Below are 26,210 nucleotides of genomic sequence, written 5' to 3'. Positions count from 1 at the left end.
TCTGCCTCCCTCAGTAGGTGCGGAAATCGGTGTAGTTGCTGCCGTCGCCAATGTACTGGCTGCCGGCGCCCCCGGCGGCGAAGGTGGTGTCCACCCGGTTCCAGACCCCGGGCTTCACCTCGAATTCCACGGTGATCCAGCCGGTTTCCTCCAGCCAGATCATGTTCCATGCGTGGTACAGATCGTTCGGGGCCACATAGCCGGTGATCAGCTTGGTGGGAATGCCCTGACTGCGCAGCATGGCGGCGGCCAGCGCCGCGTAGTCCACGCAGATGCCCTTGCCGGTGGCAAGGGTCTCGTCCGGGTCGGGGTAGTAATCGGTGCCGATGCTCTCGGCCTTGGGGGTGTCGTAGTCGATGTTCGTTACAATGTAATCGTAGATGCGGCCCACCGCGTCCACCGTGTCGGCTGCGCCGGCGGTGAGCTCGGAGGCCTTGGCCACACAGGCCGAGTCCGGCGTGTAGGGGATATAGATGCTGGGCCGCAAAAAGGGTGCGAAGTCGTCCTCCAGCGCGGCGGTCACGGTCTGGCGGCTCAGGTAGGCGTATTTGTCGCCGGAAATGTTCTGGCAGACCGCCAGTTCGTAATCCCCGCTGCCCAACTGCAGCGGGATGATGGCGGGCGAGCCGTCCGCAGGCATCAGATAGGAATACTGGCTGGGTACGCCGCCGGTGTCGCCCTGATAGGTGAGCAGGAATTTGATCTTGCCCGGCTGACTGGTACGCACTGCCACATAACCCTGGGCAAGATGGCTGGTGTCCCACAGAACGTCGTTGTCGGTCTGGGCGGCGGCTTCATCAAAGGTGGCGGTCAGCGGCTCGGGGGCCACAAATCCGCCGCCCTCGGACTGGACGGGGGCAGCGGCGCTGGGGGCCGCGTTCTGGGCAATGCTCTCGATCTGCTGGGATGGCGGCGCGGAGCCGCAGCCCGCGCACAGCGTCAGCGCCAGTGCCGCGGCAGCCAGCCGGCAGCGTTTGGGCAGCTTCAAGCGGCACCCCTCCTTTTGCAAAAAAAAACGTTTAGTCTTATTATAAAAATACAGTTTGGGATTGTAAAGAGCGGCAGGGCCTGCCGGGGTGGACAATAGTGCAAAAAAGAGAAAAAATCCAGTGCAAATTGGCGAAATTTCATAAAAGCCCGCGGATTTTCTGTTGACAGTCTCCTATTATAGTAGGTATAATAAGGGCAAGTAAGCCAAAAGCGTAAGCCCGGCAGCGGCCTGGACTTGCGCTCTTTTTATCGCCCGCACACTGTTTGCGCGCGCAAGCAATGGGCGGGGGGCGGCATAAGCCGCCTTTGGGAAAAGGAACAGGAGGAGTGAAAAAAGGTATGTACAAACAACTCGCGCGATCCATCCGGGAATACAAGGGCGTGTCCATCAAGGCGCCGATCTTTGTGTCCCTTGAGGTGCTGATGGAATGCATTATTCCCTTTGTGATCGCCCAGCTGGTAAACCAGATCAAGGCAGGCTGCAGCTTCGGTACCATTCTGCAGTACGGTGCGGTGCTGCTGGCCATGGCCGCCCTTTCGCTGTTTTTCGGCGTGCTGGCGGGCAAGTATGCGGCCACCGCTTCCTGCGGCTTTGCCCGCAACCTGCGCAAGGATATGTTCTACAGAATTCAGGACTATTCCTTCCAGAACATCGACAAATTTTCCACCTCGTCTCTGGTCACCCGTCTGACCACCGACATCACCAACGTGCAGATGGCCTACATGATGATCGTGCGTGCCGCCATCCGCTGCCCGCTGATGCTGATCTTCTCGTTCACCATGGCCTTTGTGATGGGCGGGCGCATGGCGCAGATCTTTTTGCTGGTGGCCCCCATTCTGGGCATCGGCCTGTTCTGCGTCATCCGCACCGTAATGCCCCTGTTCAAGCGGGTGTTTAAAAAGTACGACGCGCTGAACAATTCCATTCAGGAAAACGTGCAGGGCATGCGGGTGGTCAAGTCCTATGTGCGGGAGGACTACGAGAAGAAGAAGTTCGCCGCCGCGGCCGAGGATGTGTGCCGGGACTTCACCCAGGCGGAAAAGATTCTGGCCTTCAACAACCCTCTGATGCAGTTCAGCCTGTATGTGGTAATGATCTTCGTGCTGTCCTTCGGGTCCTACACCATCATCACCACCCGGGGCCTTGCGCTGGACGTGGGCCAGTTCTCTGCTCTGCTGACCTACAGCTTCCAGATTCTGAGCAGCCTGATGATGTTCTCCATGGTGTTTGTGATGATTACCATGGCCAGCGAGTCGGCCCACCGTATTCTGGAGGTCATTCAGGAGGAGAGCACCCTGAAAAGCCCCGAGAACGGCCTCACCGAAGTGGCAGACGGCTCCATCGACTTTGACCATGTGAGCTTCCGCTACTCCGAGCATGCGGAGCGCATGGCCCTGACCGACATTGATCTGCACATCAAAAGCGGCGAGACCATCGGTATCATCGGCGGCACCGGTTCTTCCAAGTCCTCGCTAATCCAGCTGGTCAGCCGCCTGTACGACGCCACCGAGGGCTGCGTGAAGGTGGGCGGCCACGACGTGCGGGACTACGACCTGGAGGCGCTGCGCAACCAGGTGGCTGTGGTGCTGCAGAAGAACGTGCTGTTCAGCGGTACCATCAAGGAAAACCTGCGCTGGGGCAACAAGAATGCCACCGACGCCGAGCTGGAGGAGGCCTGCCGCCTGGCACAGGCGGATGAGTTCATCCAGCGCTTCCCCGAAAAATACGACACCTACATCGAGCAGGGCGGCTCCAACGTGTCCGGCGGCCAGAAGCAGCGGCTGTGCATTGCCCGGGCTCTTCTGAAAAAGCCGAAAATCCTGATTCTGGACGACTCCACCAGCGCGGTGGACACCAAGACCGATGCCCTGATCCGCAAGGCCTTCCGGGAATTCATCCCCGAGACCACCAAGATCATCATTGCCCAGCGCACCTCCTCGGTGGAGGATGCGGACCGCATTCTGGTGCTGGACGGCGGCGCCATCAGCGCCATCGGTACCCACAAGGAGCTGCTCGAGACCAGCGAAATCTATCGTGAGGTCTATACCTCGCAGAACAAGGCAGGAGGGCAGGAGAATGCATAACAACCCGACGATCAGCAAGCAGGGCACCCTGCTGCGCATTTTTAAAACGCTGTTTTCCTTCTATCCGGTCATGATGCCGGTGGTGGTGTGCTGCATTCTGTTCAGCGCCATCATCAGCTCCATCCCCTCGGTATTCATGCAGAAGGTCATTGCGGTGATCGAGGCCAACTGGCAGAGCGGCGACTGGGCCGCGGCCTCCGGCCAGATCATGGGTCTGGTGAGCGTTCTGGTGGTCATGTATCTGCTGGCGCTCATCTCCGCCTTTACATATACCCGGATGATGGCCATCATCACCCAGGGCTTTCTGAAAAAGCTGCGGGTCAAGATGTTCAGCGGTATGCAGGATCTGCCCATCCGCTACTTCGACACCAACAACCACGGCGATATCATGAGCTACTACACCAATGATATCGATACCCTGCGGCAGCTGGTTTCCCAGAGCTTCCCCCAGATCACCATTACCCTGGTTACCATGACCAGCGTGACCTGCATCATGCTGTACTACAGCCTGTGGATGACCCTTGTGGTGGTGGCCGGTGTGGCGGTCATGGCCTGGCTGACCAAAAAGGTGGGCGGCAACTCCGCCCGCTTCTTCCTGCGCCAGCAGGAGGCCATCGGCGCCATGGAAGGCTACGTGGAAGAGATGATGAACGGCCAGAAGGTGGTCAAGGTGTTCTGCCATGAGGAAGAGGCCAAGGCCGACTTCGACAAGCGCAACGACGCCCTGTTCGCCGCTTCGGAAAGCGCCAACAAGTTTGCCAACATTCTGGGCCCCATCCTGAACAACATGGGCAATGTGATCTATGTGATCGTGGCTGTGGCCGGCGGCTTCCTGCTCATGGCCGGCGTACCCAATGTGAGCATTTCCGGCCTGGCACTGAGCATCAGCATCGTGGTGCCCTTTTTGAACATGACCAAGCAGTTCGCTGGCAGCATCATGCAGGTGTCCCAGCAGATCAACGCGGTGGTCATGGGCCTGGCGGGCGCCCAGCGTATCTTCACCCTGCTGGATGAAAAGCCCGAGGAGGACAACGGTTATGTGACGCTGGTGAACGCGAAGGAAAACGCGGACGGCAGCCTCTCCGAGTGCGCCGAGCGCACCAACGTGTGGGCCTGGAAGCATCCCCACAGCGACGGCACCGTCACCTACACCCGTCTGCGGGGCGATGTGCGCCTGTTCGACGTGGACTTCGGCTACACCCCGAACAAGACCGTGCTGCACGACGTGACCCTGTATGCCGAGGCGGGCCAGAAGGTGGCCTTTGTGGGCGCTACCGGCGCGGGCAAGACCACCATCACCAACCTGATCAACCGGTTCTACGACATTGCGGACGGCAAGATCCGCTACGACGGCATCAACATCAACAAGATCAAAAAGGCCGACCTGCGCCGCAGCATGGGCATCGTGCTGCAGGACACCAACCTGTTTACCGGCACTGTGATGGACAATATCCGCTACGGCAATCTGGATGCCTCCGATGAGGAGTGCAAGGCTGCCGCCCTGCTGGCGGGCGCCCATGACTTTATCACCCGCCTGCCGGAGGGTTATAACACCATGCTCACCAGCAACGGCGCGAACCTGTCTCAGGGCCAGCGGCAGCTGCTGGCCATCGCCCGGGCCGCGGTGGCAGACCCGCCGGTTATGATCATGGACGAGGCCACCAGCAGCATCGACACCCGCACCGAGGCCATTGTGCAGCGGGGCATGGACGCCCTGATGACCGGCCGTACCGTATTCGTGATCGCCCACCGGCTTTCCACCGTAAAGAACGCCGATGTGATCATGGTGCTGGAGCAGGGCCGCATCATCGAGCGCGGCAACCACGAGCAGCTGATCGCCCAGAAGGGCAAGTACTACCAGCTGTACACCGGCGCGTTCGAGCTGGAATAACCCCGTAATCCCGAACAATCGAAGGGAGCTGCCCCGCAAGAGCCGGGGCGGCTCCCTTTTTGTGGCCCGGCGGCTTTTCAAATTCCAGAATCGTGGTATAATATCGAGTAAGAAATGACTCACTGCATGGCCGCCCTGCCGGCGGTGCTGCGGAGGGAAGGAGATAAAAGCTATGATCACAAAGGAACTGCGTGCCGCGGTGGATGCATTCGTGGCCGCCAATGAAGAAAACGTTGTGCGCGACATCAAGCGCCTGGTGGACATCAACAGTGTGGAGGGTACCCCGGAGCCGGGCAAGCCCTTTGGCGCCGGCCCCGCCGCTGCGCTGGACGAAGCACTGAAGATGGCCGCTGAGATGGGCCTGTCCACCAACAACTGCGAAGGCTACATGGGCTGGGCCGAGCTGCCCGGTGAGACCGACAAGCAGATTGCCACCATCACCCATCTGGATGTGGTGCCTCAGGGCAACGGCTGGACCGCCGATCCCTTCGACATGCAGGTGCGGGACGGCTGGATCATCGGCCGCGGTGTGGCCGACGACAAGGGCCCCAGCGTGCTGTGCCTGTATGCGCTGAAGTTCCTCAAGGAGCATAATGTGCCCCTGAAGTACGGCGTACGTGCGCTGCTGGGCGCCAACGAGGAGACCGGCATGGAGGACGTGGAGTACTATCTGAAGAACTACCCCGCCCCGGATTTCTGCTTCTCCCCGGACGCCGAGTTCCCGGTATGCAACGGTGAGAAGGGCGGCTTCAACGGCTATCTGGTTTCCAAGAAGCTGGAGAACGGCAACATTCTGGAGTTCACCGGCGGCGTGGCCCACAACGTGGTGCCGGATCGGGCTTCCTGCCTGGTAAAGGCGGACTTCGCTTCCCTGAGCGAGCGTGAGGGCATCACGCTGGAAGAGGAGAACGGCGCGGTGCGCATCCGCGGCTGGGGCAAGGGCGGCCATGCGGCCATGCCCCAGAACACCGTGAACGCCATCGGCCTGATTGTAAATTACCTGCTGGACAATCATCTGGTCACCGCCGATGAGGAGGAGTTCCTGACCTATCTGCGCAAGCTGCACAGCAACACCGACGGCAGCGGCGTGGGCATCGCCGCCAGCGACGACGCCTTCGACCCGCTGACCATCATCGGCGGCATGATCGAGCTGAAGGACGGCCGCCTGTGGCAGGATGTGGACAGCCGTTTCCCCACCAGCATCACCGGCGAGGAGATCAAGGCCCGGCTGGAGGCTGCCTCCGAGGGCTGCGCCACCGTGGAAGAGGCCACCTGGCGGGTGCCCTTCTACATCAGCGCCGACGCCGCGCCCATTCAGGCCCTGATTGAAACCTACAACGAGGTCACCGGCGAGGATGCCAAGCCCTTCACCATGGGCGGCGGCACCTACGCCCGCCACTTCCCCAAGGCGGTGAGCTTTGGCCCCGAGCGGCTGGATACCGTGCTGCCCGAGTTCGGCGGCCCCATGCACGGCGCCAACGAGGCGGCCAACATCGCCCAGCTGATGCAGGCGCTCAAGATTTACATTCTGGCGATCCTCAAGCTGGAGAGCATTGAGCTGTAACCCGGAAAACAGCCTTGCGGCCGGGGCGGTGAAAACGCCGCCCCGGCTTTTTGCTTGACAAGGCGGGGAAAAACCTGTATGATGAACAGTGTTCAAAATGAAAGGCAGGAGCGCCATGAATAAAGTGATCACATCCCGCGAGGAGCTGCTGGCCGCCAGCAAGAGCATTGCCGCCGGCCAGGGACTGGCCGCGCTGAACATGCGGGCGGTGGCTGCCGCCGCCAACGTGGCGGTGGGCTCGGTGTACAACTATTTCCCCAGCAAGGCGGAGCTGGTTACCGCCACGGTACAGGACATCTGGCGGGGCATCTTTCACGATGCGGGCAGCTGCACCCAGAGCGGGGATTTCTGCGCCTGTGTGGAATGGCTGTTTGCCAGCATCCGCACCGGAGCGGCGGAATATCCGGACTTTCTGCGGGCCCACATGAGCGGCTTTGCCGCCCAGGACCGGAAAAAGGCCCGGCAGGCCATGGAAGAAGCCTTCGGTCACATGCGTGCCAGCCTGGAGCAGGTGCTGGAGCGGGACGAAAAGGTTCGGCCGGATGCCTTCGGAGCGGACCTTGACCGGGAACAGTTCGTGGCCTTTGTGTTCTCCAGTCTGATGGCCGGCCTTGCCCGGGAGGAGACCGACTGCGCAACCCTGCTGGCGGTGATCCGGCGGGTGCTGTACGCATAAGCCAAAACGCGGCGCCGCCCCCGGCGGGAGCGGCGCTGCTTTGTAATAAAATCTGAACGATGTTCAAATAAAATGGGCCAATGGCCCGGAAAGAGGAAACCCCTATGAAAAAACTCATCAATACCGCGTTTGGCTACGCCATCGCCTCCATGGCCTTCGGCGTGTTCTATCGGGAATTCACCAAGTGGAACGGCTTTACCGGCAAGACCACACTGGCGGTGAACCATCTGCACCTGTTTGCACTGGGCACGGTGCTGTTTTTGGTCTTGGCGCTCTTCGCCAAGACCACCAGCCTGACCGCTCAGCCCATGTTCCGCCGTTTTTACGGCCTCTATAACGTGGCGCTGCCCTTCATGACCGTGATGTTCACGGTGCGGGGTGTTGTGCAGGTGCTGGGTACCCCGCTGAGCAGCGGGGCGGACGCTGCCATCAGCGGTATTGCGGGCATTGGCCATATTCTGATGGGCGTGTCCATCGTGATGCTGTTTCTGGCGCTGAAGGCCGTGGCCAAGACTGAAGAATAAGAAAAACAAAGAGAAAAAGCGGGCGGTTCCGAAAGGCTTCGGAACCGCCCGTTTTGCTGTGTGCGCGGAAAAATTACTTGGTGTAGTTGTCGAAGTAGCCCTGCACCAGAATGATGGGGGTGCCCTTGTCGCCGCTGCCGCTGGTCAGATCGCACAGGCTGCCGATCAGGTCGGTCAGGCGGCGGGGGGTGGTGCCCTGGCTGGCCATGTTGCCGGTCAGGCTTTCGGCCTTCTCGTCCTTCTCGCGGATGGCCTGAGAGATGGCATCCTTCAGCTCCTGGCCGGAGAGGTTGGCGAAGTCGTTGTCAGCCAGATACTTCAGCTTCAGCTCGTTGGGAGTGCCCTCCAGGCCGGCGGTGTAGCCGGGGGAGACCACGGGGTCGGCCAGCTCCCAGATCTTGCCCATGGGATCCTTGAAGGCGCCGTCGCCGTAGACCATTACCTCAACGTGCTTGCCGGTGGCGTCCAGAATCCGCTGCTGGATGTCGTCCACCAGCTCCTGGCAGTGGATGGGGAATAGCTTCACGGTCTCCTCGGTGGCCTTGTTGGAGCCCAGCAGGCCGTAGGAATCGTTGTAGCCGCTGCCATTCACGGGGGCAGTCATCAGTTCATCCAGGCTGAGTACCTTCTCGGCACCGGCGGCAAGCAGCAGCCGCTTGGTGCGCTTGCGGGTGTGAATGTCGCAGTTGAGTACATTTTTGGTGTAATCCAGAATGGCGCGGGGATTGTTGGCGAAGATGATCTCTGCCTCGGCGCCCGCCTCCTCGATCACGCTGCGGTAGTACTCCACATAATCCACACCGGTGAAGGTGTGCTTTTTGTAGCCGAACAGCTCCCGGTAGCGCTCTTCGCTGAGCACGTCGCTCCAGGGGTTCACGCCGGAGGCGTCCAGCTCATCCTCGCTGATCAGATGGTTGCCCACCTCGTCGGAGGGATAGCTGAGCATCAGTACCACTTTTTTGCAGCCGGCGGCGATGCCCTTCAGGCAGATGGCAAAGCGGTTGCGGCTCAGGATGGGGAAAATCACGCCCAGCGTGCCGCCGCCGAATTTCTCCTTCACATCCTGGGCGATGTTCTCCACCGAAGCATAGTTGCCCTGACTGCGGGCCACCACGGCCTCGGTTACGGCGATTACGTCCCGGTCGCGCAGGCAGAAGCCCTCGCTGTTTGCGGCGGACAGAACCGAGTCCACCACGATGTGGGCCAGGTCGTCGCCCTGACGGATGATCGGGGCGCGGATGCCCCGGGATACAGTGCCAACCAAACGTTCCATAAAAGCTGTCTCCTTCTTGCATTTCGTTTCGGCGCGCAGGGCGCGGGCGCCTGTGCGCGGGAATTCCTCTTTCATTATACGGGCCGGGCCGGGGCTTGTAAATGTTTTGGGGCAAAAAGGGTGCGCGGCGGCGCCGGAATAACGGGCATAGAGAGAAATTTTCCACACAAAAGGAGCCAATGTGTGGAAAACAAAACGCACCCCCGGAGCGGATGCTTCGGGGGTGCGCTGTGCGTTGTTTATGAAATCAGAAGAACAGATCCTTGCCGGGGTACTTGGGCTCCATGGTGATGCGCAGGCCCAGCTTGCGCAGGGTGCCCTGGTCGCCGGAGTGGAGCATCTGGGTGGAGTGCATGTCGCAGTCCCGCAGCAGGGGCAGGGCGGCCATGGCCTTGGCGGCCACAGGCTCGGTGGCGGCGCTCACTGCCAGACCGGTCAGCACGTCGTCCACCTTCAGCACGCTGGAGCGGCTGCCCAGGTAGTCGATCTTCAGCCGCAGGATGGGCTCCAGCACCTCGGGACGGATCAGCAGCACGGAATCCTGAATGCCGGTGAGGGCCTTCAGACTGTTCAGTACGGTGGCGCTGCAGGCGCTCATCAGGTCGCTGGCCTTGCCGGTTACGATGCGGCCGTCCGGCAGCTCGATGGCGGCGGCGGGCTGCTCGGTCTGGCGCATCTTGGCCAGAGCGGGAGCCACCACAGCGCGGCTTTCGGCGTTCACATCCAGCTGCTGCATGATGTTCTCGATCTTGTGCAGGCTGGCCTCGGTGGCCTTGCCCTGCTTCACATCGCAGGCAGCAGTGTAATAGCGGCGGAAGATTTCCTCGGTGGCGGCCTTGCGCACTACCTCGTCGTCAAAGATGGCGTAGCCGGCCATGTTCACGCCCATGTCGGTGGGGCTGCGGTAGAATTCCTTGTCGCCGGTGATGCGGCCCAGAATGTTCTGTACGATGGGGAAGGCTTCCACGTCCCGGTTGTAGTTGACGGTGGTCTTGCCGTAGGCTTCCAGATGGAAGGGGTCGATCATGTTCACGTCATCCAGGTCGGCGGTGGCAGCCTCGTAGGCCAGGTTGACCGGGTGCTTCAGGGGAATGTTCCAGATGGGGAAGGTCTCGAATTTGGCGTAGCCGGCCATCACGCCGCGCTTGTACTCATGATAAACCTGGCTCAGGCAGGTGGCCAGCTTGCCGCTGCCGGGGCCGGGGGCGGTGACCACCACCAGAGGCTTGGTGGTTTCCACATAGGGGTTGGAACCGTAGCCCTCGTCGCTGCAGATGTAGTCCACAGCCAGAGGATAGCCCTCGATGGGGCGATGGATGTAGTTCTTCACGCCGCGGCTGGTGAGCTTCTTGGCGAAGGCATCGGCAGCGCGCTGGCCGGTGTACTGGGTGATGACCACGCTGTTCACTTCAATGTCCATGGCGGTGATGTCGTCGATCAGGCGCAGCACCTCCATGTCGTAGCTGATGCCCAAGTCGGCGCGCATCTTGGTCTTTTCAATGTCGCCCGCACTGATGCAGAAGATGATCTCGGCCTTGTCGCGCAGCTCGTGCAGCAGCCGGATCTTGCCGTTCACATCGAAGCCGGGCAGCACACGAGCGGCATGGTAGTCGTCGAACAGCTTGCCGCCGAACTCCAGATACAGCTTGCCCTGAAACTTTTCGATCCGGGCGAGAATGTTCTCGGTCTGCTTTTGGATATAAAGGTTGTTATCGAATCCGATCTGCATAAATAGCCTCCTTCTCAGCGCGTGCACGCCTGATATGGCCGCCGGAAAGCCCGGCAGGCCCATCCTTGTTATGATGATGTCCTCAACTAAAAAATGATACCATGCACCCGCGCTGAATGCAATAAAAACAGGGGTGCGGGGAGCAAAAATAATTGAAAAAATTTCCCCGAAATCCATTGACTTTATCTCTGCAGGGTGATATAATAACTTTCGTCGCGGAGGATTAGCTCAGCTGGTTAGAGTGCCTGCATCACACGCAGGAAGTCTGGGGTTCGAGTCCCTAATTCTCCACCATATAAAAGTGCAGGCCAATGCGTTGCAGGGATGCAGCGCATTGGCTAGCCTTTTATTGTTAAAAAAGGTTGAGGGTTAGGAGTGTACCGTAAATGGGAGCAGCTGCCTTGCTGCTTTGCCTCGACCTGGTTCACGCCAGGAGCCTACAAGGGCTTTGAGTTGCGGATTGTTTGCGGAACCTGTTGCAGTTCAGTGACCAGAAGCATTGGTCAACACATATCCACCCGGAGCAGGGAATTTCACCCAACCCCAATGGAGCATTTCTCCATTTATCATTTACAGCATTATTTGGCAGTTTTCAGGCCGTTTTGCAGTGTGGAATGAAAACTACGCTAAATTTTCAAGGTGCTTGTATACAAAACAAAAAAGAAGATACGCCCCAACTGTAAGCCGGGCAGGGCAAAACAGCAAGGGCGTAACTTCGCAAGGTTGACATTCTATTAAAATCCATGCTATTATACATGGTGAAGAATGGCTCTCACAAGTCAGTCCGCTGTTTGGCGACAGCTACTGGCGCATGTCATTTACTCAGCTGCGAACTGAGTAAATGACTGTGGGGGTTTTCTTTTTTATTTGGTAACACTCTAATTATAACACCCTATTTTTACCAATGCAATACTTTTTCTTGACCGAAAATAGGGTGAAATAATAGCGGATAGGTAGAGGGGTACGACCATCGGTCGTACCTTTTTTGATTATTGGTAAACCTCGCGTCGGTGGCCAACGGAGAGGGCTAAAATAATCAGTTCCTGATCTTGGATTTGACAGATCAGCCGGTAATCGCCAATGCGATACCGCCATTGGCCACTGCGGTTTGCTGTCAATGCTTTTCCGTGGCTCCTTGGATTTTCACAACCATCAAGATTTTTGCTGATCCACGAAAAAATCAGCTGACGAGTGTAACGATCCATTTTTTTGAGTTCTTTAATCGCTCTTTCCGAATACACCACTTGATAACGCATCATAGATCCAGAAGCTCCCTTGCTTCGCTATGAGTATATGTCTTTGGATTTTTCAGATACTCATGGTATGCTTCGTCAGCAATGGCAATATCATATTCATCTTCGATCCGCTCGAAAAGAGCCTGCTTAAAAGCCTCACCCAACGACAAAGAATGAAGACGGGCATAGCTTTCGGCAAGAGCTTTTTCCTGTGCGTTCAGTCTAATTGAAAAGCTCATATTGTGCACCTCTCTTTCTGTAATACATTGTACTACGTTTTCCTTGGGATGTCAAGGGTATTAGGGGGAAAGGGGAGAGGTACGACCGATGGTAGTACCTGAGAAATCGGCCTGGAATGCAGTTCTATGGGTTTACAAAACAAAGAAAAAGGACTGGAATCAGCCGTTCAATCTCCCGGGCACCGGCCCGCCCGGGTGGGCTGTGTAAATCAGTTCCAGTCAAGAAACAGATTTGTGAGGTCTTCCCAATGCTCGGCAGCGAGAACCGACCGGACTGCTCGGCGATAATCCTTGTCAAAAAGGCCACCGATTTCAGGATAATAACCGGTTTCCATGATGAAGTTTTTACACCCTTTGCGTCCGAGTTCAGTGATTTTGGAGTCGATTGCGATTTTAATGGCAGATGTCATAGTGGTTGCCTCCATTTTGTGTAAATGTTTGATATTCGTTCCTTCGCCTAGTGGGCGGCTCCTCTCTAGGTGGGCCCCGGCTGAATTCCACACTCCAACAGGTATGAACCTTATGGTTTTCTTGATTACATCTATATTATACACGTTTTTTTATATCTTGTCAACGCTTTTTTATAAAATATTTTATATATAATAAACTTTTAATTTGACATTATATAAAGTTTGTTATATAATGAAGAAAAGGAGGCTTATGTAAATGGATGTAAGAGAATACATAAAACTTTGCTGTGTGAAGCGTGGCGGGATCACCGAGGCAGAACTTGCCCGCCGGACGGGTCAAACCCCACAGAATATGAATAACAAGTACAAACGTAACACATTTAAGGTGTCCGAATTAGAAAGAGTGGCAGAAGCTCTTGATGCGGAATTGAAAATTGTATTCGTTGATAAAGCAAGTGGTGAACCGATTATATAAAAATGTGTATCTGATTCACATGAACGAAAAGCGGCTTGCCACCGCAAGACAAATGACAATCCGCAGCGGATTTAAGAGCGCAAAAAAAAGAAGCAGGGGGTACGACCGATGGTCGTACCCCCTGCTTCAGAGTTCGCAATTATGCCCGCATAATTTGGATTGCCAAGATAATCGCATTTGCCAGCAGCAACAGTCGATCAATGAACATGACCTCGTACCTCCTTTGTAATACTGACCCTGATTATAATTACTTTTCGGGGCGAGTGTTACTAAAGGCAGAGTTACCGATCCAACCCATACCCCCAGGCAATTTCCGCAGATACCACACTGATGACCTGCCTTAAAATATCATCAGGTAGCTGCTCTACTACATGGTAGGTGCGCTTGCGCAAATCCAGTGATTTCACATGTTCGCACATAATCACGCCTGTTGTTTTTGTTCGGTCATCCAGAGGAATGTGTAGCGGGAAGTTGTTTACGGTGTTTGTAATGGGACAAACGATGGATAGGCGGCTTTTCTGATTGAAAATCTCGTTACTGATAACAACAGCCGGTCGATAACCGGCTGTTTCGCATCCCACCTGAGGGCAAAAATTGATTTTGATGATACTACCTTGTGTTACCATAATTCGTCTCCAGTGGGCTGGCCCCAGTCAATTTCTTTGGGCACATAATCGCCCTCATAATCTTCAAATAATTCTCCTATGGTTTTTCCGCATTTTGACGGCTCCAGGATAATCTTTCCGCCTTCAACATAGATGTTGAGTTCTGCGCCTTCGTGCCAATGGAGAGCGGCTAGTAGTTCTTTGGGAATTTTGATTGCAGGATCATTTTCCCATTTTCCAATGTGGGTTGTCATAATAAGACTCCTTTCGATGAGGGGAATAAAAACAGGTACGACCGATGGTCGTACCTGCGGAAAGCGGCATCTAAGCAGCGGCCCGGGCAGTGGTCTGCCGGGGGTACGACCGATGGTCGTACCTGTGGAGAGCAGCATCTGAGCGGTAGCCCGGGCAGTGGTCTGCCGGGGGTACGACCGATGGTCGTACCTGTGGAGAGCAGCATCTAAGCAGCGGCCCGGGCAGTGGTCTGCCGGGGGTACGACCGATGGTCGTACCTGCGGAAAGCAGCATCTGAGCAGCAGCCCGGGCAGAGGTTTGCCGGGGGTACGACCGATGGTCGTACCTGCGGAAAGCGGCATCTGAGCGGGAGCCCGGGCAGTGGTCTTCCAGGGGTACGACCGATGGTCGTACCTGCGGAGAGCAGCATCTGAGCAGCGGCTCGGGCAGTGGTCTGCCGGGGGTACGACCGATGGTCGTACCTGAAGAAAGCAGCATCTGAGCAGCGGCCCGGGCAGCGGTCGTACCTGCTTCGTTATGGTTCAATGAGCGGGTTCCAGAGCTGCCTTGCCCGATCAAGAGATTGCTGCATCCACTGGTAGCGATATTGCAGAAAGTCAATGGCAGTCTGCTTATCCACCTTGCAGGGAATCACTTCTGCCAGCGCGGCAATTTCGCCTGGAGCCAGTGGGGGGAGGGAGAGCGGAACCCGGTAAAACAGAATCAGGTTCTGCCAGTCACGAAGAAAGTCTGAACCTGATTCTCGATTCGGAATACCAAGAGCCAGCAGGGATAGGTTATTATCATAATTCGGGGCCAAGGACAGAATCGATCCTGTGTTCACATCCCGTAAAATGCCGAAATTGTCGGCGTGTCGGTCTGCATTGTAAATCAGTGCATCCAGCGTCACCATCTGTGCATACTCCATTGCCAGTCTGGGAGAAATTTGAGCAAGCCGCTGGTAGTTGTCGATGTGCTGGTCGGAGCGCAGGCCCAGACCTCTCGCCGTTTCAAAATTTACAGTGGCTCCGGCAGTGAAATCTCTGGTACGGATCGTCTGTTCATCTACAAATTCGTAATGTGCCATACAAAAGCCAAGCCGGTTTCCCAGCGAATAGGCCATCAGCTCAGAGAAGATGTTTTCTGGTTTTCCATGCTTATACAGCCACCAGCCATCCGGCTCCTTTTTCCAGCATTTTTCGAAGCTGCCGGTGTTGGTCAGCTCCGGGGTTCGGCTCACCGGGCCGCTGAAATCATTGACACTGGGGCCATTTAGTGCGAATTCCCAATAAGCGTTTTCCTGGAAACAGATGTCCCGATAGGTGAGAGAGCTGCCTTCTGCTTTGAGCCAGTAGGTGTCCGTGATCGTGGCTCCTTCCACGCGAAAGGAGAGCCATTCCGCGCCGTTATCCTCTATGCGCAGTGCCCGGCGCAGCAGCCGTGCGTTTGTTCGGCTGTGACAGTCCATCGCCCGGCGCTGAAGCCATTCTTCCAGCGTACCGTGGTTTGCGAAATGAAAGGGCAGCAGCTCTTCGCGCAGTGGATTGCATTTGCCCAGGGAAAATTGCGCAACCGGGAGATCGCGGCTCATTAAGTACCCGTCGAATTGCAGACTCATGGCAGTCACTCCTTTTCTGATTAGTATACCACACCCGACAGAACGCTGCTGCATTTTTTGACGGAACAAAAAAGAAAAAGGGCGCGGGTGAGCGGGCCAGCCGAAGTGCCCGCAGTGAGTCACATTCTATTGGTTTACTCTCAGCTATTGGTTTGGATAACTCTTTCTTTTGTTTCGTAAGCTGGGTGGGTATAGGCTTATTGTACAGATTTTGACACACCCATATCAAACAAATACCCAGTCCAGTTTGCCACTTGACTTTCATCAACATAGGGGATACAATGAAAGTGTCGAATGTGGCGTTCGACAAGGGTATGATTTGGGCGTTCCGGGTAGTACAGGCCGGAGCGCCCGTTCTTTTTGCCTTTTTTTCAAAGAGGGCGACAAGATAAAGGTTGTGCTTTCCTGTCCACCGGCGGGCCTTGCGTAACAGACCGGCCAGAATAAGTGTTTTCAGTGCTGTACAGATCGTCCCGCAGGCCAAGCCGACCATGATACCAAGGCGGCGGATCGAAGGGAAGGCCCTGCCGTTCTTTCCCCGGAAGGAGAGCATGGCAGCGTAAACCACAAAGGCAGATGCGGGAAGCTGCATGGTGAAGCTGTTGCAGGGGACGGCGATCCATCGGCCATCCAGGCGAGACAGCTGATACAGGCAGGCTCGATAAGTGCCATCGGTTTTATACTGGTTTTTCTTCTCAATCAGTTCCAAAGCAATCAGCTCGCGGATGCAGCGATCCACAGTGGTGCGGGACAGATTGCAAATCTGGGCCAGACGGCCCATGCGCACAGAGGCCCGACCATCCGCAGCGGTACAGCAGGAAATCGCGCAGTATACTTTGTAGGCACTGGGGGAAAGATCGTACCCAAACAGTGCAACGGGAATTTTGGCAAACATAGTATTCTCCTTCAAAAAGCGGGAGGTGCCTTATGCACCTCCCGCTTTGGACTTTTAATCAAACATTCCAGGGGATAGATCATAGGACATCGCCCCTGTTCTTGCTCGGATGCTGGCTGAGTCAGTCACAAGGATGTTTTCGTATTCCAGCTCCGATCGCGCTGGTTCTGGCAGCGAGGGAAGATAAGCCCAACAACCAGGGGGCTTGATTTTTAAGGGGTGCTGACCACCCTTGATGATGATGAACTCCCCAGCGGGCATTGTAATCAAATCGCTTACAGACATAAGCGCCCGGCCAACCAGGCTGCGTGTGGAGCTGCTTTTGCCCTGCTGGCGGCTGTTTGAGCCGGTCAGAATTGTTTCCTGCCCCAGTATTTTAGACAGCTGCTCGGCTGTCTGGAGTGCGGCAGGCGAAACAAAGGATGTAATCAGTGTCTGATTGGTTCCTTCGATGATTCGGCTGATTGTTTTATTGTAGTGCTTTTCGAGTTGTCCGAAGTCCTGCAGGGCGATCAGGAGCCGACCTCCACGACTTCGGATGGCTGCGGACAAGGCATCATAGTTTTGGATGGGGGGTTGCTGGCCGAACTCGTCCAGGAGCAGTAGGACGGGACGGGGCAACTTGCCGGAATACTCTTTCTCGGCAAGCTCGATCACATCATCCATCAGACTGCGGGTCAACAGGCTGGACATGAAGTGACGGGTGGGATTCTCGTCCGGGCTGATAAGAAAAATAGCCGTTGGCTGTTCTGCAAAGCGGCGGCTGTCAAAAGCATCGTCGTGACCGCACAAAACCTGCTCCAGTTCAGCATCGATGAATTTGACCAGCTTGCCCAGGGCAGAGCTGAAGATATTCATGGATGTTCTCATATCTGCGCCGGTAGCAGGCCCGGAGTAATAGCGGATTCGCTTGTTCTCAATGAACTCCAGTAATTCATCCAGCTTGTTTTTCTGAGGCCCCATGAGCATACCACCATTTTCGGATTGTCCATTCAATTCTAGGATCAGATTAAATACACTGATGATATGCCTGGCACGGGCTGGAGCGTATTCAGATACCATAAGGATAATGCCAATCAGAAGACCTCGCGCCGTTTCGTTGAAATAGTCTCCGCTGTCAGATTTGACCTCTGTGCTGCTGTCGATCAGCTGGTTTGCAAGCTGCTTTGCATATCGTTCAGCTTTGCCGTATTGCATAGCCCGCTCCATTCGGTCATTGCTGGCTTTGTACCGGTCAATGGCTATATTGACATTGTTCAAAAGGTTGTATCGACTGGACAGTAGGATGTTACGCAGATCAAGTGTAGGAGTGCGGTAGCCGGATTGCTGAAGGTCGGCAGCGGTTTCTCGATACAGCTCGCCTTTGCAGTCCATAATAAGCAGGCTCGGCCCATGACCGCTGGTATTGCGATTAACGGCTGCATTATATCGAATTGTTGGAATGATAATACGCCGGGTCTTGCCTGCGCCAGGAGGGGCCAGGAGACAGGTGTTGTGGTCTGAAGCATCTACCTGCCACTGGTTCCCTTCAAAGCCGTATACAAAGCCTGGAGTCTGTTCCCGGCCTTTCCCGACGAATAAATAGGTCTCTTTTTTCTCTGTTTCGTTGGCCCACCGAGCCTTTCCGTGCTGGCCATTTCCGGCTGTACTGTCCTTTACATTGATTGGTGGCGTCCGTAGCGCAAGCCAGGCCAGGAGCAGAATTCCGATACCGATGAAAAGTAGTAGAAGAAACATAGGACGGTGAGTGCTGGGAATGACGCGGAGAACAAAAATAAGAAGTACAAACAGAAAAATCGCAACCAGTGAACGCAGTAATAATCTTCGGATTTTCATGTGGGTTTCCTTTTCTGATGTTTAAATGTTCGTGGGGAAGCATCTGAGCTGAATATACCGACCCCCTTTACAGGTTCATTAGAAAATTTTCGGAAATCTCTGCGGTACGGGGAAGATTTTTTGACTGGCGCTGAGTTTGCTGCGCCGGTTCAGGTTGCTGCGGAGCGATCTCATTGAGCTGGGCGGTGATGCGATCTTTGGCATAGATGAATTGCTTGGCAAGTCGATTCAGGGATTCATCCATCTTGAAAGCGGGATTTTGGCAGGCTACTGTAAGGTAAGAAACAATATATTCCTGCTCATTATGTGGGAGCGGGAAACCATAATGCTGCATCAGTCGAACAGCCAAGGTCTGCGCCTCAAATTCTTTGACTTCACGGGGAAGACTGGGAGCTGATGTGTTATGAAGCAGGGCGTGAGAATATTCGTGAAGCATTACAAGTGCCTTGCGTGTATCGTTTTCTTTGTCACTGATAACGATAAGGTCTTTGGCCCTATTGTAGTAACCACCCAAGGCGATACTCGACACATCTTCCACCATAACCTGGATGCCGGATAATTCGGCTGTTCTTTTTACGGCAAGGTATAGCTGATCGTGCGCAGGATCAGCCTGGCCTTTACTGTATATTTTGGGATAATCCTCAATCGGACAAGTGGTTTGTGATATGTCATAGGCTTTCATCTCCACAAATTTGGTCTTGTGGATTACCTCCAGTTCGCCAGAGGCAATTTTCAAACGCTCTTCAGCGGTTGCTTTGCTGATAGTAATCAGATGGCCATCGCGTTCAAAGTATGTACGCTCTTCTGGCCGGAAGAGGATAAGATAGCGGTTTATATGCTCTGGGCGTATGGAGTATTTCAGCTTATCCCAGCCTTGACGGCTGGCGACAAAAGTGGCATGAGGATTCTGTCGATAAATCAGAGCCTGATTTCTTGCGGAATACTCATAAAATTTCGAGGAAAACGCCAGATAGTCAAGGAATTGTTGAGGGTCATTTTTGAAATTCGTATACAACTCGTCTACTTGCTCAAACAGCTCTTTTTCAAAGCCTACCGGCTGATCGGTGTGAATAAGCGTGACATCATGTTGCTCTTTGTACCCTGTACGAGCTTCCAGGAGGTGGGTTACAGCTTCAGAGGTAAGGTGCATTGGCTGCCGCAGCATAGGCCATTTGGCAGACATGTGAACTTCTACATCAAGGGACACAATCAAATTTTTCATGCTGCGTCCTTCGACTTGATTCTTCTCCACCAGGTAGGTGGATTCAGAGACTGCACGCCTTACAGACGAAACGGGTAACACGGTGGCATTGCCTTGGCTATCTGTTTCCACAACAACAAACATACGCCCTGAGCCAGGAATGTTGGGCAGGGCTACCGATGCTCCAGAATAGATGAGGTCGCCAGGCTGGACTTTTTGCGTATCATTCATGGGGAGAAACCTCCTTCAGTTTCTCGAAGCAGCTGGAGCAAATCAGCTTACCTTCGGTTTCATAGTTCAGGTTAGACACACTCCCACAGATTGCACAGGCAGTGGAAGATTTGCGTAATGTCATTTCAGTGCCGCTAACTTCAAGTTCCACTTCGCCGGGCGTTGGAATGTCAAAAGCAGATCGTACCGCTTTTGGAATTACGACACGGCCAAGAGAATCCACAAGCAGTTTGATTTTCGGTGCGTTCATAGCAACGGTTCCTTTCGTCAATATACAATCAGCTGGCCGTCAATCCGAGTGATGACCAGAGGCATATCCAGTGTAGTGTTGCCCGGCAGGTCACTCAGAAGAGTGATTTCAGTGTCGCTCATTCCCTGAATAAACTCAGAGCTGGCTTCGCAAAAGAGCTGCCGCTGGACACTGTGGCCGATAATGTAGAGGTTGTCTTCAGACGGGCCATAGACTCTAAGTCCCGGCTGTTTTTGCTCCATGGTCTGGAGAATCTGAAGAGTGGCGACTTCGGCAGCGGTCAGGGGGCGTGTAGCTTCAAAATCATCGCCAAAGCCAGGAGAAAAAGCAGAGGGGGAAACTGCATCAACCGCCCAAAACGAGCCCACGGAGTCTTCACCAATCAGGGTCGGTTCCAGGTAATATCTCATAGTCAAAAATTTGGTTTCCATAAAAGCCCTTCTTTCTTTGTTTTGTTCAATCAACGGTCATGACTTTGCTCACGCCGCTCTTCGATAGTTTGATGGTGGATTCGTTTTTTCTTTAGCCTGGATTTTACTTGTGTGATTTTTGGGTTGGTTTGGTGTTGCATATCCTGGTGCAATGACCTTGCGATGGAGTACAGCATGGAACGTATGGCAGCTTGTGACGATTTGTGATGATATGGGGTAGTGGGTTCACTTGACGATGTTGAACGGGGAGGGGATAATGGGCTTCTTTCTTTGTTCTGTTCGCCCGCTGAAGCGCGAGCCTCAGGAATAAAGTAGGATTCCGCTGCCTGAAGGATGATATTGTGGCGGCGGGTATCATCCCCTTTGACCGGATGAAAAAACTTGTTTTCCCAGTCGGCCATTTTTTGATCCAGTGTGATTGGACTGTCCACATACAAGTAGTCAATCATGGCGCGATGTGTTGTTTTATATGTTTCAAACATACCAGCCAGCTGGGCATCCTTTTTTATGACTTCTTCCAGCAGATTGTCCACCTGAAGCTTCAGATCGGCGGGAAGATAGCCATACACATGTTTGCCTGGGAGCGTAGCCAGCTGTGTGGAGAGCTGCCTTATAGCCACCTGGATGTCCGGATGGACGGGGTGTGTGCTTCGGCCGATTTCCAGAAGAAGTTTTTCGAGTTCTTTGTTCAGTTCCTGCCGCTGCTGGCTGCGGTCTTTCTTCAGGTTTTCGCTGTCTGTTCGGAAAATCTCATTTGCAATTGCACTTTTCACCGTTTGGCGGCAGTGCTTAAAGGCTTCGCCCAATTCGGTTCCTACAGGACAGTGGATGAACCCATCAGAAGGACGCTCACCATGCAGTACCACATGAACATGGGGATGATGGTCAAGATCGTGGTAGCTGGCGTAGATGTGGAGTCGTTCAGAAGGAATGTTGTAGGCTTTAGCCCAGATCCCTTTCTGGGATTCCAAAAGCTGCTGGAAATATCCCCGGTCAATCTGAAGCCGGTCGGCATCGGTACGATTCAGACTGAAAACAAACCACCACTTACAAGGCTTGTCAAAAGTGGAAACCATCTGCTGCGCTGTTTCCAGGGGGATATTACTGGTGCCGGAGAACAGAGGGGATTGTGCATGGAGATAAGCCAGGTGATTTAATACATGGTTCTGAGATTTGAAAAACTGAGACTTAAAAAAAGCGCGAGGCATGTTAAATTACATCCTTCAGATTGAGCAGCCGATTATTTGCTTTCAGAAATTCCACGGCCTGCTGGCGGTAAAGCTCCAGCCCATCAGGGGAAATCTCCAAATTATCGGCAAGAAGTTTATTGACGATAAACATCTGGATGGCCATGCTGGAAAGCAGCTGGTTGGCTCGATTGTCCAACCGATGCTCCAGTAAAGAGACAGTGCTGCGCATGGCCTCCAGAATATCGTTGGGAAGCATTGTTGCTTTATGCTCCAGGTAATAGCGGTCATTGTAATAGCGCAGAGCTTCATTAGCGATTGCGGTCACAGAGCAGTTGCGTTCAGTGGCAATCTGTTCAATCATGGTGTAGGTGGGGAGGTCAATGTCCCAGGTTTTTTTGATGGTGTTTTTCTCAGGCATACACGACTCCTTTCAAAATCGGAGGGGCTGCGGCCCCACGAATTCCCCTGATGGGGGAGTGATGCAGGATAAAGGGATATGGGAAAAATCCCATATCCGTTACAGCGGACCCGCAGTGCGGGCCGCTTTTAGTCTGGTTTTGAATATGGGTTTTGGTATGGGAATTGAACAGCTTTTTCAAAAAAAGCTGGGTGTCCGATTGGAGAAAATCCTGCAAACCCGCATGACAGGCCGGTTTGCAGGATTTTGACCAATATGGGCCAAAGCTGGGGAAATATATGGGTGAATCGGTTTAAATGGCTTAGTTGAGCCAAAAAGCAGGCCAGCTTTTTATATGGGAAGAAAATTAGCCAAAAAAGGGCTTGGGGTCTGTGGCTTGACCGGAAACATCCACTTCAAAATGCAGATGATTACCAGAGGAATTACCGGTGGAACCAACGTAACCAATCAAATCACCGGCCTGAACCATGACCCCATCGGTAATGCCTTCCGCACGGGCGCTCATGTGACCGTACACATTTACGGTCTGGCCATCTACGGAGATCTTCACACAGATACCGTAGCTCCAGTGGGCTTTGGTGGAAACTATTCCCGGAGCGGCGGCGTAGATTGGTGTTCCGGCAGCGGCAGGAATGTCTATGCCGCTGTGGAAGTTTTCCAGCACCCCATCGTGATCCAAGTCCCGATAACCAAAATCAGAAGACAAGGCGGTGTGGCCAGGGACAGGCCACATATAGGATTCGCCGTTCCATACAATATCACTGTCAGCGATCTCAGATACCATCCAGTCGGCCCACTCGCTGCCAGCGACTTCCTGCACCAGCATGGTGGGAATATCAAGGTAAGTCCCCCATCGATGCAACAGGGGAGCCGGGTCGATTTGCTCATTGTCTTCGTTGAGAACTTCAAAATGCACTCGTCCAACATCTTCTTCTGTTTCGCGGTAGGGGGTACACTCTCCAGTGGTTCCCACTTTTCCGAGAGGCTGGCCCATTACAATTTCTTCACCTTCGGTAACGAGGATAGTCGATAGGTGCATGTATCGAGTGGAGTAGTGGGCTTCTGGATGATAGATTTCCACCACGTTTCCATCGGCTTCGCTGGAGTATGTATCGGTTACGACACCGCCGCAACTAGATACCACATAACTTCCAGATTGCACTTGAAAGTCCACTCCCATGTGGGGGCTTTCAAGTTCTTCTACTCGTGTTTCGGTATCTGTGTAGGTTTCCATGATAATTTCGCCGTTTTCGTCCAGCTTTGGAACCCCATTCTCGTCCAGTACCGGGCGTTCTTTTTCCACTTCAATTTCATATTCATGCTGTATGATCCGATCCGGGTCAAAGGGTTCAACAATACGGTTGGAATTGATAAGGGGATAGTACAGCTCATTGCCCCGGCATAGTACAGCGAAAGAAGAAATCAGAGCGGCAGTAACAACACAAAAAAGAAGAAATAGGCCAAGAATTAAAGCAATAATTCCACCAATGAATTTACGGCCTTGTTTACTACTGGCGACCTTCAGGATAAGTAGGGTAGCATGGCTCATTGGCCGCCTCCCGTGCCAAACAGCTCCCTTTCATAGGGCAGCATTTCGACATGGACATAGTAGCGGTCAATGCCGACTTTGACCAGACAGAAGCCTCGATTGGGGAACGAAATACGGTTGATTTCGCCTTTGGTGAGCTTTAGCTTGTCCTGGACGAGATCCATATCCAGAGTACCCGGATGAAACAGAAACTTGAACGCTGCATTATTGAACAGTGCCGTTGTATAGGTTGCAATGTCCGGGCGCAGACAGTCGGCCAACTGCTGAGTGCTGATGCCCAACATGGCACCGTATTTTCGGGAGCGTTTTGCAAAGCTGTTGATGTACTTGACCATGGTCATGTTTTCAAGGAACAAATACAGCTCGTCCAAGTTGAATGCGATTTTTCGATCCCGTTTCATTACCTGAGTCCATATCCAGGTACAGATGTTAAATAAGACAGCCTGGGTGCGATCCTTGCTGCCCTCCATCAGCTCGGCAGCCTCGAAGCAGATCATATTGGCGTTTTTTACACTGGTGTGTCCATTGAAAATCAGGCTCAGAGGGCCGTCATAGCACTCCTTCAGACGGAGAAGAAGTCGGGCAATCACATCTGGTGTGATAATGCGACTTTTCTCTGCGTCATAGTGTTCGATGTACTTGTACAAGTCCGAGAGGGTCGGATAGTCAGCAGGGGTGAACATGGAAAAGTCCGTTTCCGTATTCACTCCATGTACTGCGTACATTTCCTGCACAAGCACCATGAGAGCCTGGGTATCCAGATCGCTGATGCCGGGGAACAGGATGCGGAAAAAGTCCTTCAACCACGACAAGTGCTGGAAGAACATTGAGGTGTTTTGCAGCTCTTTGCTCAGGGTATCTTCCTCGTCCTGTGCATCCTCGTCTTCCCGGTAAAGCCAGCGTACTTCCAGGGGATTGATGATGGAACGGCCATCTACACATTTGTATACAGTGCCGCCCAGATTGCGGAAAAGATCACCGTATTCGTTTTCAGGGTCTAGGGTGAAGCAGGACACCCCCATCATTGTGAGAAATTCAATCAGCTTCTTCATCAGGGTGCTTTTTCCCTGGCCAGCTGCACCGATAATGCCAAAATTGGAATTGGTTACATCCGAGGTGCGGCGAAGCATATCCAGGTAAAAGGGGCCGCCGCGCTGGGTGGTTCCAACCGCGATGCCGTGTTCATCCATGCGGCACGAATAGCTGAAGGGGTAGAGTGCAGCGGCGCTTCGGCTCGGGAGGTTGTTTGCGTCCGAAAGGAAGAGATCATGCCCCAAAGGCTGAACAGAGGAGAAAGCATCTTTTTGTTCTCGCGGCAGGGATTCCAGAGTGATCCCGGTGGGCAACGCCTCAATGAGTTGAATCTTCTTTCTGTCCAGTTCTTCAAGAGAGTGCGCGTACAGCTCAAAATATATGGAGCTGTAATACACCTGGGAACGGTTTGTGGAAATGGACTTGTAGAAGTCAGTCAAAGCGTTGCTCTGCGTCACTGCCTCGATTTGCTCAGTGGCTTGTGTGCCGCCGAACTTTACTTTGCTGTTCCTCATTTGATTGTCCACCATGCGCTTTACTTCATTGGCCATCATAGGAGTCAGGCGCATCATAAAAGAGGAACCTTTCATGGTTGCGGCTTTAACGAGTGCCTGTGGCGCTATTTCCTGTGGAAGATTTTTGACCATGTAGGTTTTTCGTATGGTATCGTTACATACCGCATGGCTTACATGAAAATCGATGCGGTGAGGCAAGAGCCTTTTTTCCAGTTCTCGCCCCAGGAGTTCCGGTCGTTTTGCAAGTTGTTTTGCGATACGTTTATCCTGCATTAAATCATTTTCCAGAGTGTGAATGTCACAGGTGACAAATTCTCTGATGTAGTAGTTCCGCAGCATGGTGATGATTTCATCTTTCTCAGCCGGTTGAATATGATAACCTCGTCCGACGAGCTGATTGTAAATATCGTCGGTTCTGTTTTTGCTGCTGATGATAAAATAGAATGCCCGCTGAACAGAAGCACTATTTTCTTCGGCTGAATCTATCTGAGCAATGATCTCTGAGGTATAGGCATCGAAACGTGGGTCGAGAGAGGCATAGTATTTTCGGATGCGGGACATATCCTCGATTTTATCCGTAGAGAACATTGCAAAAGCCCGGTCGATACTATCAAAAAGGGAAGATAAATTTTCAATCTCCTGGGCGACTTCATCCTCGGTCATAATATCGGTGTTCGGAGGATAATACCGATAAAACCGAAAGAATAATCCGCCGGATTCCACGCAGTCATCGTGAAGATTAAATTGAATCAATTGGTCAAGAGGTGCGCTTTTTCTCATAACGGTTTCCTTTCAGTGTGTGGTGAGAGGTGAACATTTGTGGTGTTGTGTGATACCGCAAAACAATGAGAAAGAGGTCTTTCAGGCTCTTTCCATCAAATATCCGCACAAAAAATGCGGCTACAAGGGTAGGATAAAATAAGGCGGCCATGAAGTTGTGCAGCACCAGATTAAAAATCAGAAGAGAAAGAATAATGAAAAGTTCCCAAACACTCAGTCCGGCCAAAAGCAGCTTTTGACGCAGTTTGGGAGGGCAGATGTAGTTGTTCATAATATCAGCCTTTCAAAAGCCAGGGGCCGGACACACAGTCCGGCCCCTGGGTACGACCGTTGG

25 protein-coding genes, 1 tRNA gene and 1 pseudogene are annotated in these 26,210 nt (G+C 53.7%); 8 read left to right on the top strand and 19 right to left on the bottom strand.

Going from position 1 to position 26,210, the window contains the following annotated elements; all coding sequences use genetic code 11:
• Positions 1-10: 10 nt before the first annotated feature.
• Positions 11-988, bottom strand: coding sequence for a transglutaminase-like domain-containing protein (locus tag EDD77_RS14050; RefSeq protein ID WP_058962618.1), 978 nt, complete (start codon positions 986-988; stop codon positions 11-13).
• Between the two features lie 341 nt (positions 989-1,329).
• Here EDD77_RS14050 and EDD77_RS14045 point away from each other — a divergent pair, with 341 nt between their 5' ends.
• From EDD77_RS14045 to EDD77_RS14025, 5 genes are all read left to right on the top strand, one after another.
• Positions 1,330-3,075, top strand: coding sequence for an ABC transporter ATP-binding protein (locus EDD77_RS14045; RefSeq protein WP_058962617.1), 1,746 nt, complete (start codon positions 1,330-1,332; stop codon positions 3,073-3,075).
• Positions 3,068-4,966, top strand: coding sequence for an ABC transporter ATP-binding protein (locus EDD77_RS14040; RefSeq protein ID WP_058962616.1), 1,899 nt, complete (start codon positions 3,068-3,070; stop codon positions 4,964-4,966). The genes EDD77_RS14045 and EDD77_RS14040 overlap by 8 nt, the downstream gene beginning before the upstream one ends.
• 172 nt (positions 4,967-5,138) lie before the next feature.
• The gene (locus tag EDD77_RS14035) at positions 5,139-6,530 is read left to right on the top strand and encodes a Sapep family Mn(2+)-dependent dipeptidase (protein WP_058962615.1); all 1,392 of its coding nucleotides are present in this window, start codon (positions 5,139-5,141) and stop codon (positions 6,528-6,530) included.
• A 115-nt stretch (positions 6,531-6,645) separates the two neighbouring features.
• Complete coding sequence (locus EDD77_RS14030) at positions 6,646-7,206, top strand: TetR/AcrR family transcriptional regulator (RefSeq protein ID WP_058962614.1); 561 nt, start codon at positions 6,646-6,648, stop codon at positions 7,204-7,206.
• A 104-nt stretch (positions 7,207-7,310) separates the two neighbouring features.
• On the top strand, positions 7,311-7,730 hold the full coding sequence (locus EDD77_RS14025; RefSeq protein WP_058962613.1) for a DUF2871 domain-containing protein: 420 nt from the start codon (positions 7,311-7,313) through the stop codon (positions 7,728-7,730).
• A 73-nt stretch (positions 7,731-7,803) separates the two neighbouring features.
• Here the strand turns inward: EDD77_RS14025 and EDD77_RS14020 are convergent, their stop codons facing one another.
• Both EDD77_RS14020 and EDD77_RS14015 read right to left on the bottom strand, forming a co-directional pair.
• Positions 7,804-9,003, bottom strand: a complete 1,200-nt coding sequence (locus tag EDD77_RS14020) for a coenzyme F420-0:L-glutamate ligase (RefSeq protein WP_058962612.1) — start codon at positions 9,001-9,003, stop codon at positions 7,804-7,806.
• Positions 9,004-9,250: 247 nt separating this feature from the next.
• Positions 9,251-10,732, bottom strand: a complete 1,482-nt coding sequence (locus EDD77_RS14015; protein WP_058962611.1) for a DUF1846 domain-containing protein — start codon at positions 10,730-10,732, stop codon at positions 9,251-9,253.
• A gap of 217 nt (positions 10,733-10,949) precedes the next feature.
• Between EDD77_RS14015 and EDD77_RS14010 the strand changes: the two genes are divergently transcribed.
• Positions 10,950-11,026 (top strand) — tRNA-Val (locus tag EDD77_RS14010).
• 695 nt (positions 11,027-11,721) lie between these two features.
• Here EDD77_RS14010 and EDD77_RS14005 read toward each other — a convergent pair.
• The 3 genes from EDD77_RS14005 to EDD77_RS13995 all read right to left on the bottom strand — a co-directional run bounded on the left by EDD77_RS14005 (position 11,722) and on the right by EDD77_RS13995 (position 12,616).
• On the bottom strand, positions 11,722-11,991 hold the full coding sequence (locus tag EDD77_RS14005) for a type II toxin-antitoxin system RelE family toxin (protein ID WP_455577854.1): 270 nt from the start codon (positions 11,989-11,991) through the stop codon (positions 11,722-11,724).
• A complete protein-coding gene (gene relB / locus EDD77_RS14000) occupies positions 11,988-12,206 on the bottom strand; it encodes a type II toxin-antitoxin system RelB family antitoxin (protein WP_058962610.1) in 219 nt (72 codons plus the stop codon). The genes EDD77_RS14005 and relB overlap by 4 nt, the downstream gene beginning before the upstream one ends.
• Before the next feature lie 209 nt (positions 12,207-12,415).
• Positions 12,416-12,616, bottom strand: coding sequence for a hypothetical protein (locus tag EDD77_RS13995; protein ID WP_132587420.1), 201 nt, complete (start codon positions 12,614-12,616; stop codon positions 12,416-12,418).
• A 256-nt stretch (positions 12,617-12,872) separates the two neighbouring features.
• On the opposite strand from EDD77_RS13995, the gene EDD77_RS13990 reads away from it, so the two are divergent.
• On the top strand, positions 12,873-13,091 hold the full coding sequence (locus EDD77_RS13990; RefSeq protein WP_058962608.1) for a helix-turn-helix domain-containing protein: 219 nt from the start codon (positions 12,873-12,875) through the stop codon (positions 13,089-13,091).
• A gap of 281 nt (positions 13,092-13,372) precedes the next feature.
• Here the strand turns inward: EDD77_RS13990 and EDD77_RS13985 are convergent, their stop codons facing one another.
• The 10 genes and pseudogenes from EDD77_RS13985 to EDD77_RS13940 all read right to left on the bottom strand — a co-directional run bounded on the left by EDD77_RS13985 (position 13,373) and on the right by EDD77_RS13940 (position 22,000).
• Positions 13,373-13,717, bottom strand: coding sequence for a type II toxin-antitoxin system PemK/MazF family toxin (locus tag EDD77_RS13985; protein WP_058962607.1), 345 nt, complete (start codon positions 13,715-13,717; stop codon positions 13,373-13,375).
• A complete protein-coding gene (locus EDD77_RS13980; protein ID WP_058962606.1) occupies positions 13,711-13,950 on the bottom strand; it encodes an AbrB/MazE/SpoVT family DNA-binding domain-containing protein in 240 nt (79 codons plus the stop codon). Before EDD77_RS13980 ends, EDD77_RS13985 begins: the two co-directional genes overlap by 7 nt.
• Before the next feature lie 515 nt (positions 13,951-14,465).
• The gene (locus EDD77_RS13975) at positions 14,466-15,548 is read right to left on the bottom strand and encodes a HipA domain-containing protein (protein ID WP_058962605.1); all 1,083 of its coding nucleotides are present in this window, start codon (positions 15,546-15,548) and stop codon (positions 14,466-14,468) included.
• Between the two features lie 439 nt (positions 15,549-15,987).
• Positions 15,988-16,140 (bottom strand): annotated as a pseudogene (locus tag EDD77_RS18840) (helix-turn-helix domain-containing protein); the annotation flags it as partial.
• 357 nt (positions 16,141-16,497) lie between these two features.
• Complete coding sequence (locus EDD77_RS13965; protein ID WP_058962604.1) at positions 16,498-18,279, bottom strand: type IV secretory system conjugative DNA transfer family protein; 1,782 nt, start codon at positions 18,277-18,279, stop codon at positions 16,498-16,500.
• A gap of 67 nt (positions 18,280-18,346) precedes the next feature.
• Positions 18,347-19,711: an ImmA/IrrE family metallo-endopeptidase gene (locus EDD77_RS13960; protein WP_058962603.1), complete on the bottom strand. Its 1,365-nt coding sequence runs from the start codon at positions 19,709-19,711 to the stop codon at positions 18,347-18,349.
• Positions 19,704-19,961, bottom strand: a complete 258-nt coding sequence (locus EDD77_RS13955) for an AbrB/MazE/SpoVT family DNA-binding domain-containing protein (protein WP_058962602.1) — start codon at positions 19,959-19,961, stop codon at positions 19,704-19,706. The genes EDD77_RS13960 and EDD77_RS13955 overlap by 8 nt, the downstream gene beginning before the upstream one ends.
• A 17-nt stretch (positions 19,962-19,978) precedes the next feature.
• A complete protein-coding gene (locus EDD77_RS13950; protein ID WP_058962601.1) occupies positions 19,979-20,392 on the bottom strand; it encodes a hypothetical protein in 414 nt (137 codons plus the stop codon).
• 29 nt (positions 20,393-20,421) lie between these two features.
• Complete coding sequence (locus tag EDD77_RS13945) at positions 20,422-21,600, bottom strand: hypothetical protein (RefSeq protein WP_132587419.1); 1,179 nt, start codon at positions 21,598-21,600, stop codon at positions 20,422-20,424.
• Position 21,601: 1 nt separating this feature from the next.
• A complete protein-coding gene (locus EDD77_RS13940; protein ID WP_058962599.1) occupies positions 21,602-22,000 on the bottom strand; it encodes a hypothetical protein in 399 nt (132 codons plus the stop codon).
• Between the two features lie 58 nt (positions 22,001-22,058).
• Here EDD77_RS13940 and EDD77_RS13935 point away from each other — a divergent pair, with 58 nt between their 5' ends.
• Entirely contained in the window at positions 22,059-22,250 is a 192-nt protein-coding gene (locus tag EDD77_RS13935) for a hypothetical protein (RefSeq protein WP_132587418.1), read from the top strand.
• A gap of 96 nt (positions 22,251-22,346) precedes the next feature.
• Here EDD77_RS13935 and EDD77_RS13930 read toward each other — a convergent pair whose 3' ends face one another.
• From EDD77_RS13930 to EDD77_RS13920, 3 genes are read right to left on the bottom strand one after another with little or no spacing between them, the layout of a single operon-like run.
• Complete coding sequence (locus EDD77_RS13930) at positions 22,347-23,549, bottom strand: M23 family metallopeptidase (RefSeq protein ID WP_058962597.1); 1,203 nt, start codon at positions 23,547-23,549, stop codon at positions 22,347-22,349.
• The gene (locus EDD77_RS13925; RefSeq protein WP_082669465.1) at positions 23,546-25,876 is read right to left on the bottom strand and encodes a VirB4 family type IV secretion system protein; all 2,331 of its coding nucleotides are present in this window, start codon (positions 25,874-25,876) and stop codon (positions 23,546-23,548) included. The genes EDD77_RS13930 and EDD77_RS13925 overlap by 4 nt, the downstream gene beginning before the upstream one ends.
• Complete coding sequence (locus EDD77_RS13920; protein ID WP_058962595.1) at positions 25,854-26,147, bottom strand: hypothetical protein; 294 nt, start codon at positions 26,145-26,147, stop codon at positions 25,854-25,856. The genes EDD77_RS13925 and EDD77_RS13920 overlap by 23 nt, the downstream gene beginning before the upstream one ends.
• Positions 26,148-26,210 lie beyond the last annotated feature (63 nt).

It is taken from the genome of Allofournierella massiliensis, assembly GCF_004345265.1.
GTDB lineage: Bacteria > Bacillota > Clostridia > Oscillospirales > Ruminococcaceae > Allofournierella > Allofournierella massiliensis.
The sequence above is the reverse complement of the archived record's forward strand: the minus strand, read 5'-3'. Positions and strand labels throughout refer to the sequence as shown.

What these genes read in the sequence shown, in the direction of transcription:
- EDD77_RS14045 (WP_058962617.1), top strand. Translation starts at nt 1,330, where the DNA reads ATGTACAAACAACTCGCGCGATCCATCCGGGAATACAAGGGCGTGTCC.
- EDD77_RS14040 (WP_058962616.1), top strand. Translation starts at nt 3,068, where the DNA reads ATGCATAACAACCCGACGATCAGCAAGCAGGGCACCCTGCTGCGCATT.
- EDD77_RS14035 (WP_058962615.1), top strand. Translation starts at nt 5,139, where the DNA reads ATGATCACAAAGGAACTGCGTGCCGCGGTGGATGCATTCGTGGCCGCC.
- EDD77_RS14030 (WP_058962614.1), top strand. Translation starts at nt 6,646, where the DNA reads ATGAATAAAGTGATCACATCCCGCGAGGAGCTGCTGGCCGCCAGCAAG.
- EDD77_RS14025 (WP_058962613.1), top strand. Translation starts at nt 7,311, where the DNA reads ATGAAAAAACTCATCAATACCGCGTTTGGCTACGCCATCGCCTCCATG.
- EDD77_RS14020 (WP_058962612.1), bottom strand. Translation starts at nt 9,003, where the DNA reads ATGGAACGTTTGGTTGGCACTGTATCCCGGGGCATCCGCGCCCCGATC.
- EDD77_RS14015 (WP_058962611.1), bottom strand. Translation starts at nt 10,732, where the DNA reads ATGCAGATCGGATTCGATAACAACCTTTATATCCAAAAGCAGACCGAG.
- EDD77_RS14005 (WP_455577854.1), bottom strand. Translation starts at nt 11,991, where the DNA reads ATGATGCGTTATCAAGTGGTGTATTCGGAAAGAGCGATTAAAGAACTC.
- relB (WP_058962610.1), bottom strand. Translation starts at nt 12,206, where the DNA reads ATGAGCTTTTCAATTAGACTGAACGCACAGGAAAAAGCTCTTGCCGAA.
- EDD77_RS13995 (WP_132587420.1), bottom strand. Translation starts at nt 12,616, where the DNA reads ATGACATCTGCCATTAAAATCGCAATCGACTCCAAAATCACTGAACTC.
- EDD77_RS13990 (WP_058962608.1), top strand. Translation starts at nt 12,873, where the DNA reads ATGGATGTAAGAGAATACATAAAACTTTGCTGTGTGAAGCGTGGCGGG.
- EDD77_RS13985 (WP_058962607.1), bottom strand. Translation starts at nt 13,717, where the DNA reads ATGGTAACACAAGGTAGTATCATCAAAATCAATTTTTGCCCTCAGGTG.
- EDD77_RS13980 (WP_058962606.1), bottom strand. Translation starts at nt 13,950, where the DNA reads ATGACAACCCACATTGGAAAATGGGAAAATGATCCTGCAATCAAAATT.
- EDD77_RS13975 (WP_058962605.1), bottom strand. Translation starts at nt 15,548, where the DNA reads ATGAGTCTGCAATTCGACGGGTACTTAATGAGCCGCGATCTCCCGGTT.
- EDD77_RS13965 (WP_058962604.1), bottom strand. Translation starts at nt 18,279, where the DNA reads ATGAAAATCCGAAGATTATTACTGCGTTCACTGGTTGCGATTTTTCTG.
- EDD77_RS13960 (WP_058962603.1), bottom strand. Translation starts at nt 19,711, where the DNA reads ATGAATGATACGCAAAAAGTCCAGCCTGGCGACCTCATCTATTCTGGA.
- EDD77_RS13955 (WP_058962602.1), bottom strand. Translation starts at nt 19,961, where the DNA reads ATGAACGCACCGAAAATCAAACTGCTTGTGGATTCTCTTGGCCGTGTC.
- EDD77_RS13950 (WP_058962601.1), bottom strand. Translation starts at nt 20,392, where the DNA reads ATGGAAACCAAATTTTTGACTATGAGATATTACCTGGAACCGACCCTG.
- EDD77_RS13945 (WP_132587419.1), bottom strand. Translation starts at nt 21,600, where the DNA reads ATGCCTCGCGCTTTTTTTAAGTCTCAGTTTTTCAAATCTCAGAACCAT.
- EDD77_RS13940 (WP_058962599.1), bottom strand. Translation starts at nt 22,000, where the DNA reads ATGCCTGAGAAAAACACCATCAAAAAAACCTGGGACATTGACCTCCCC.
- EDD77_RS13930 (WP_058962597.1), bottom strand. Translation starts at nt 23,549, where the DNA reads ATGAGCCATGCTACCCTACTTATCCTGAAGGTCGCCAGTAGTAAACAA.
- EDD77_RS13925 (WP_082669465.1), bottom strand. Translation starts at nt 25,876, where the DNA reads ATGAGAAAAAGCGCACCTCTTGACCAATTGATTCAATTTAATCTTCAC.
- EDD77_RS13920 (WP_058962595.1), bottom strand. Translation starts at nt 26,147, where the DNA reads ATGAACAACTACATCTGCCCTCCCAAACTGCGTCAAAAGCTGCTTTTG.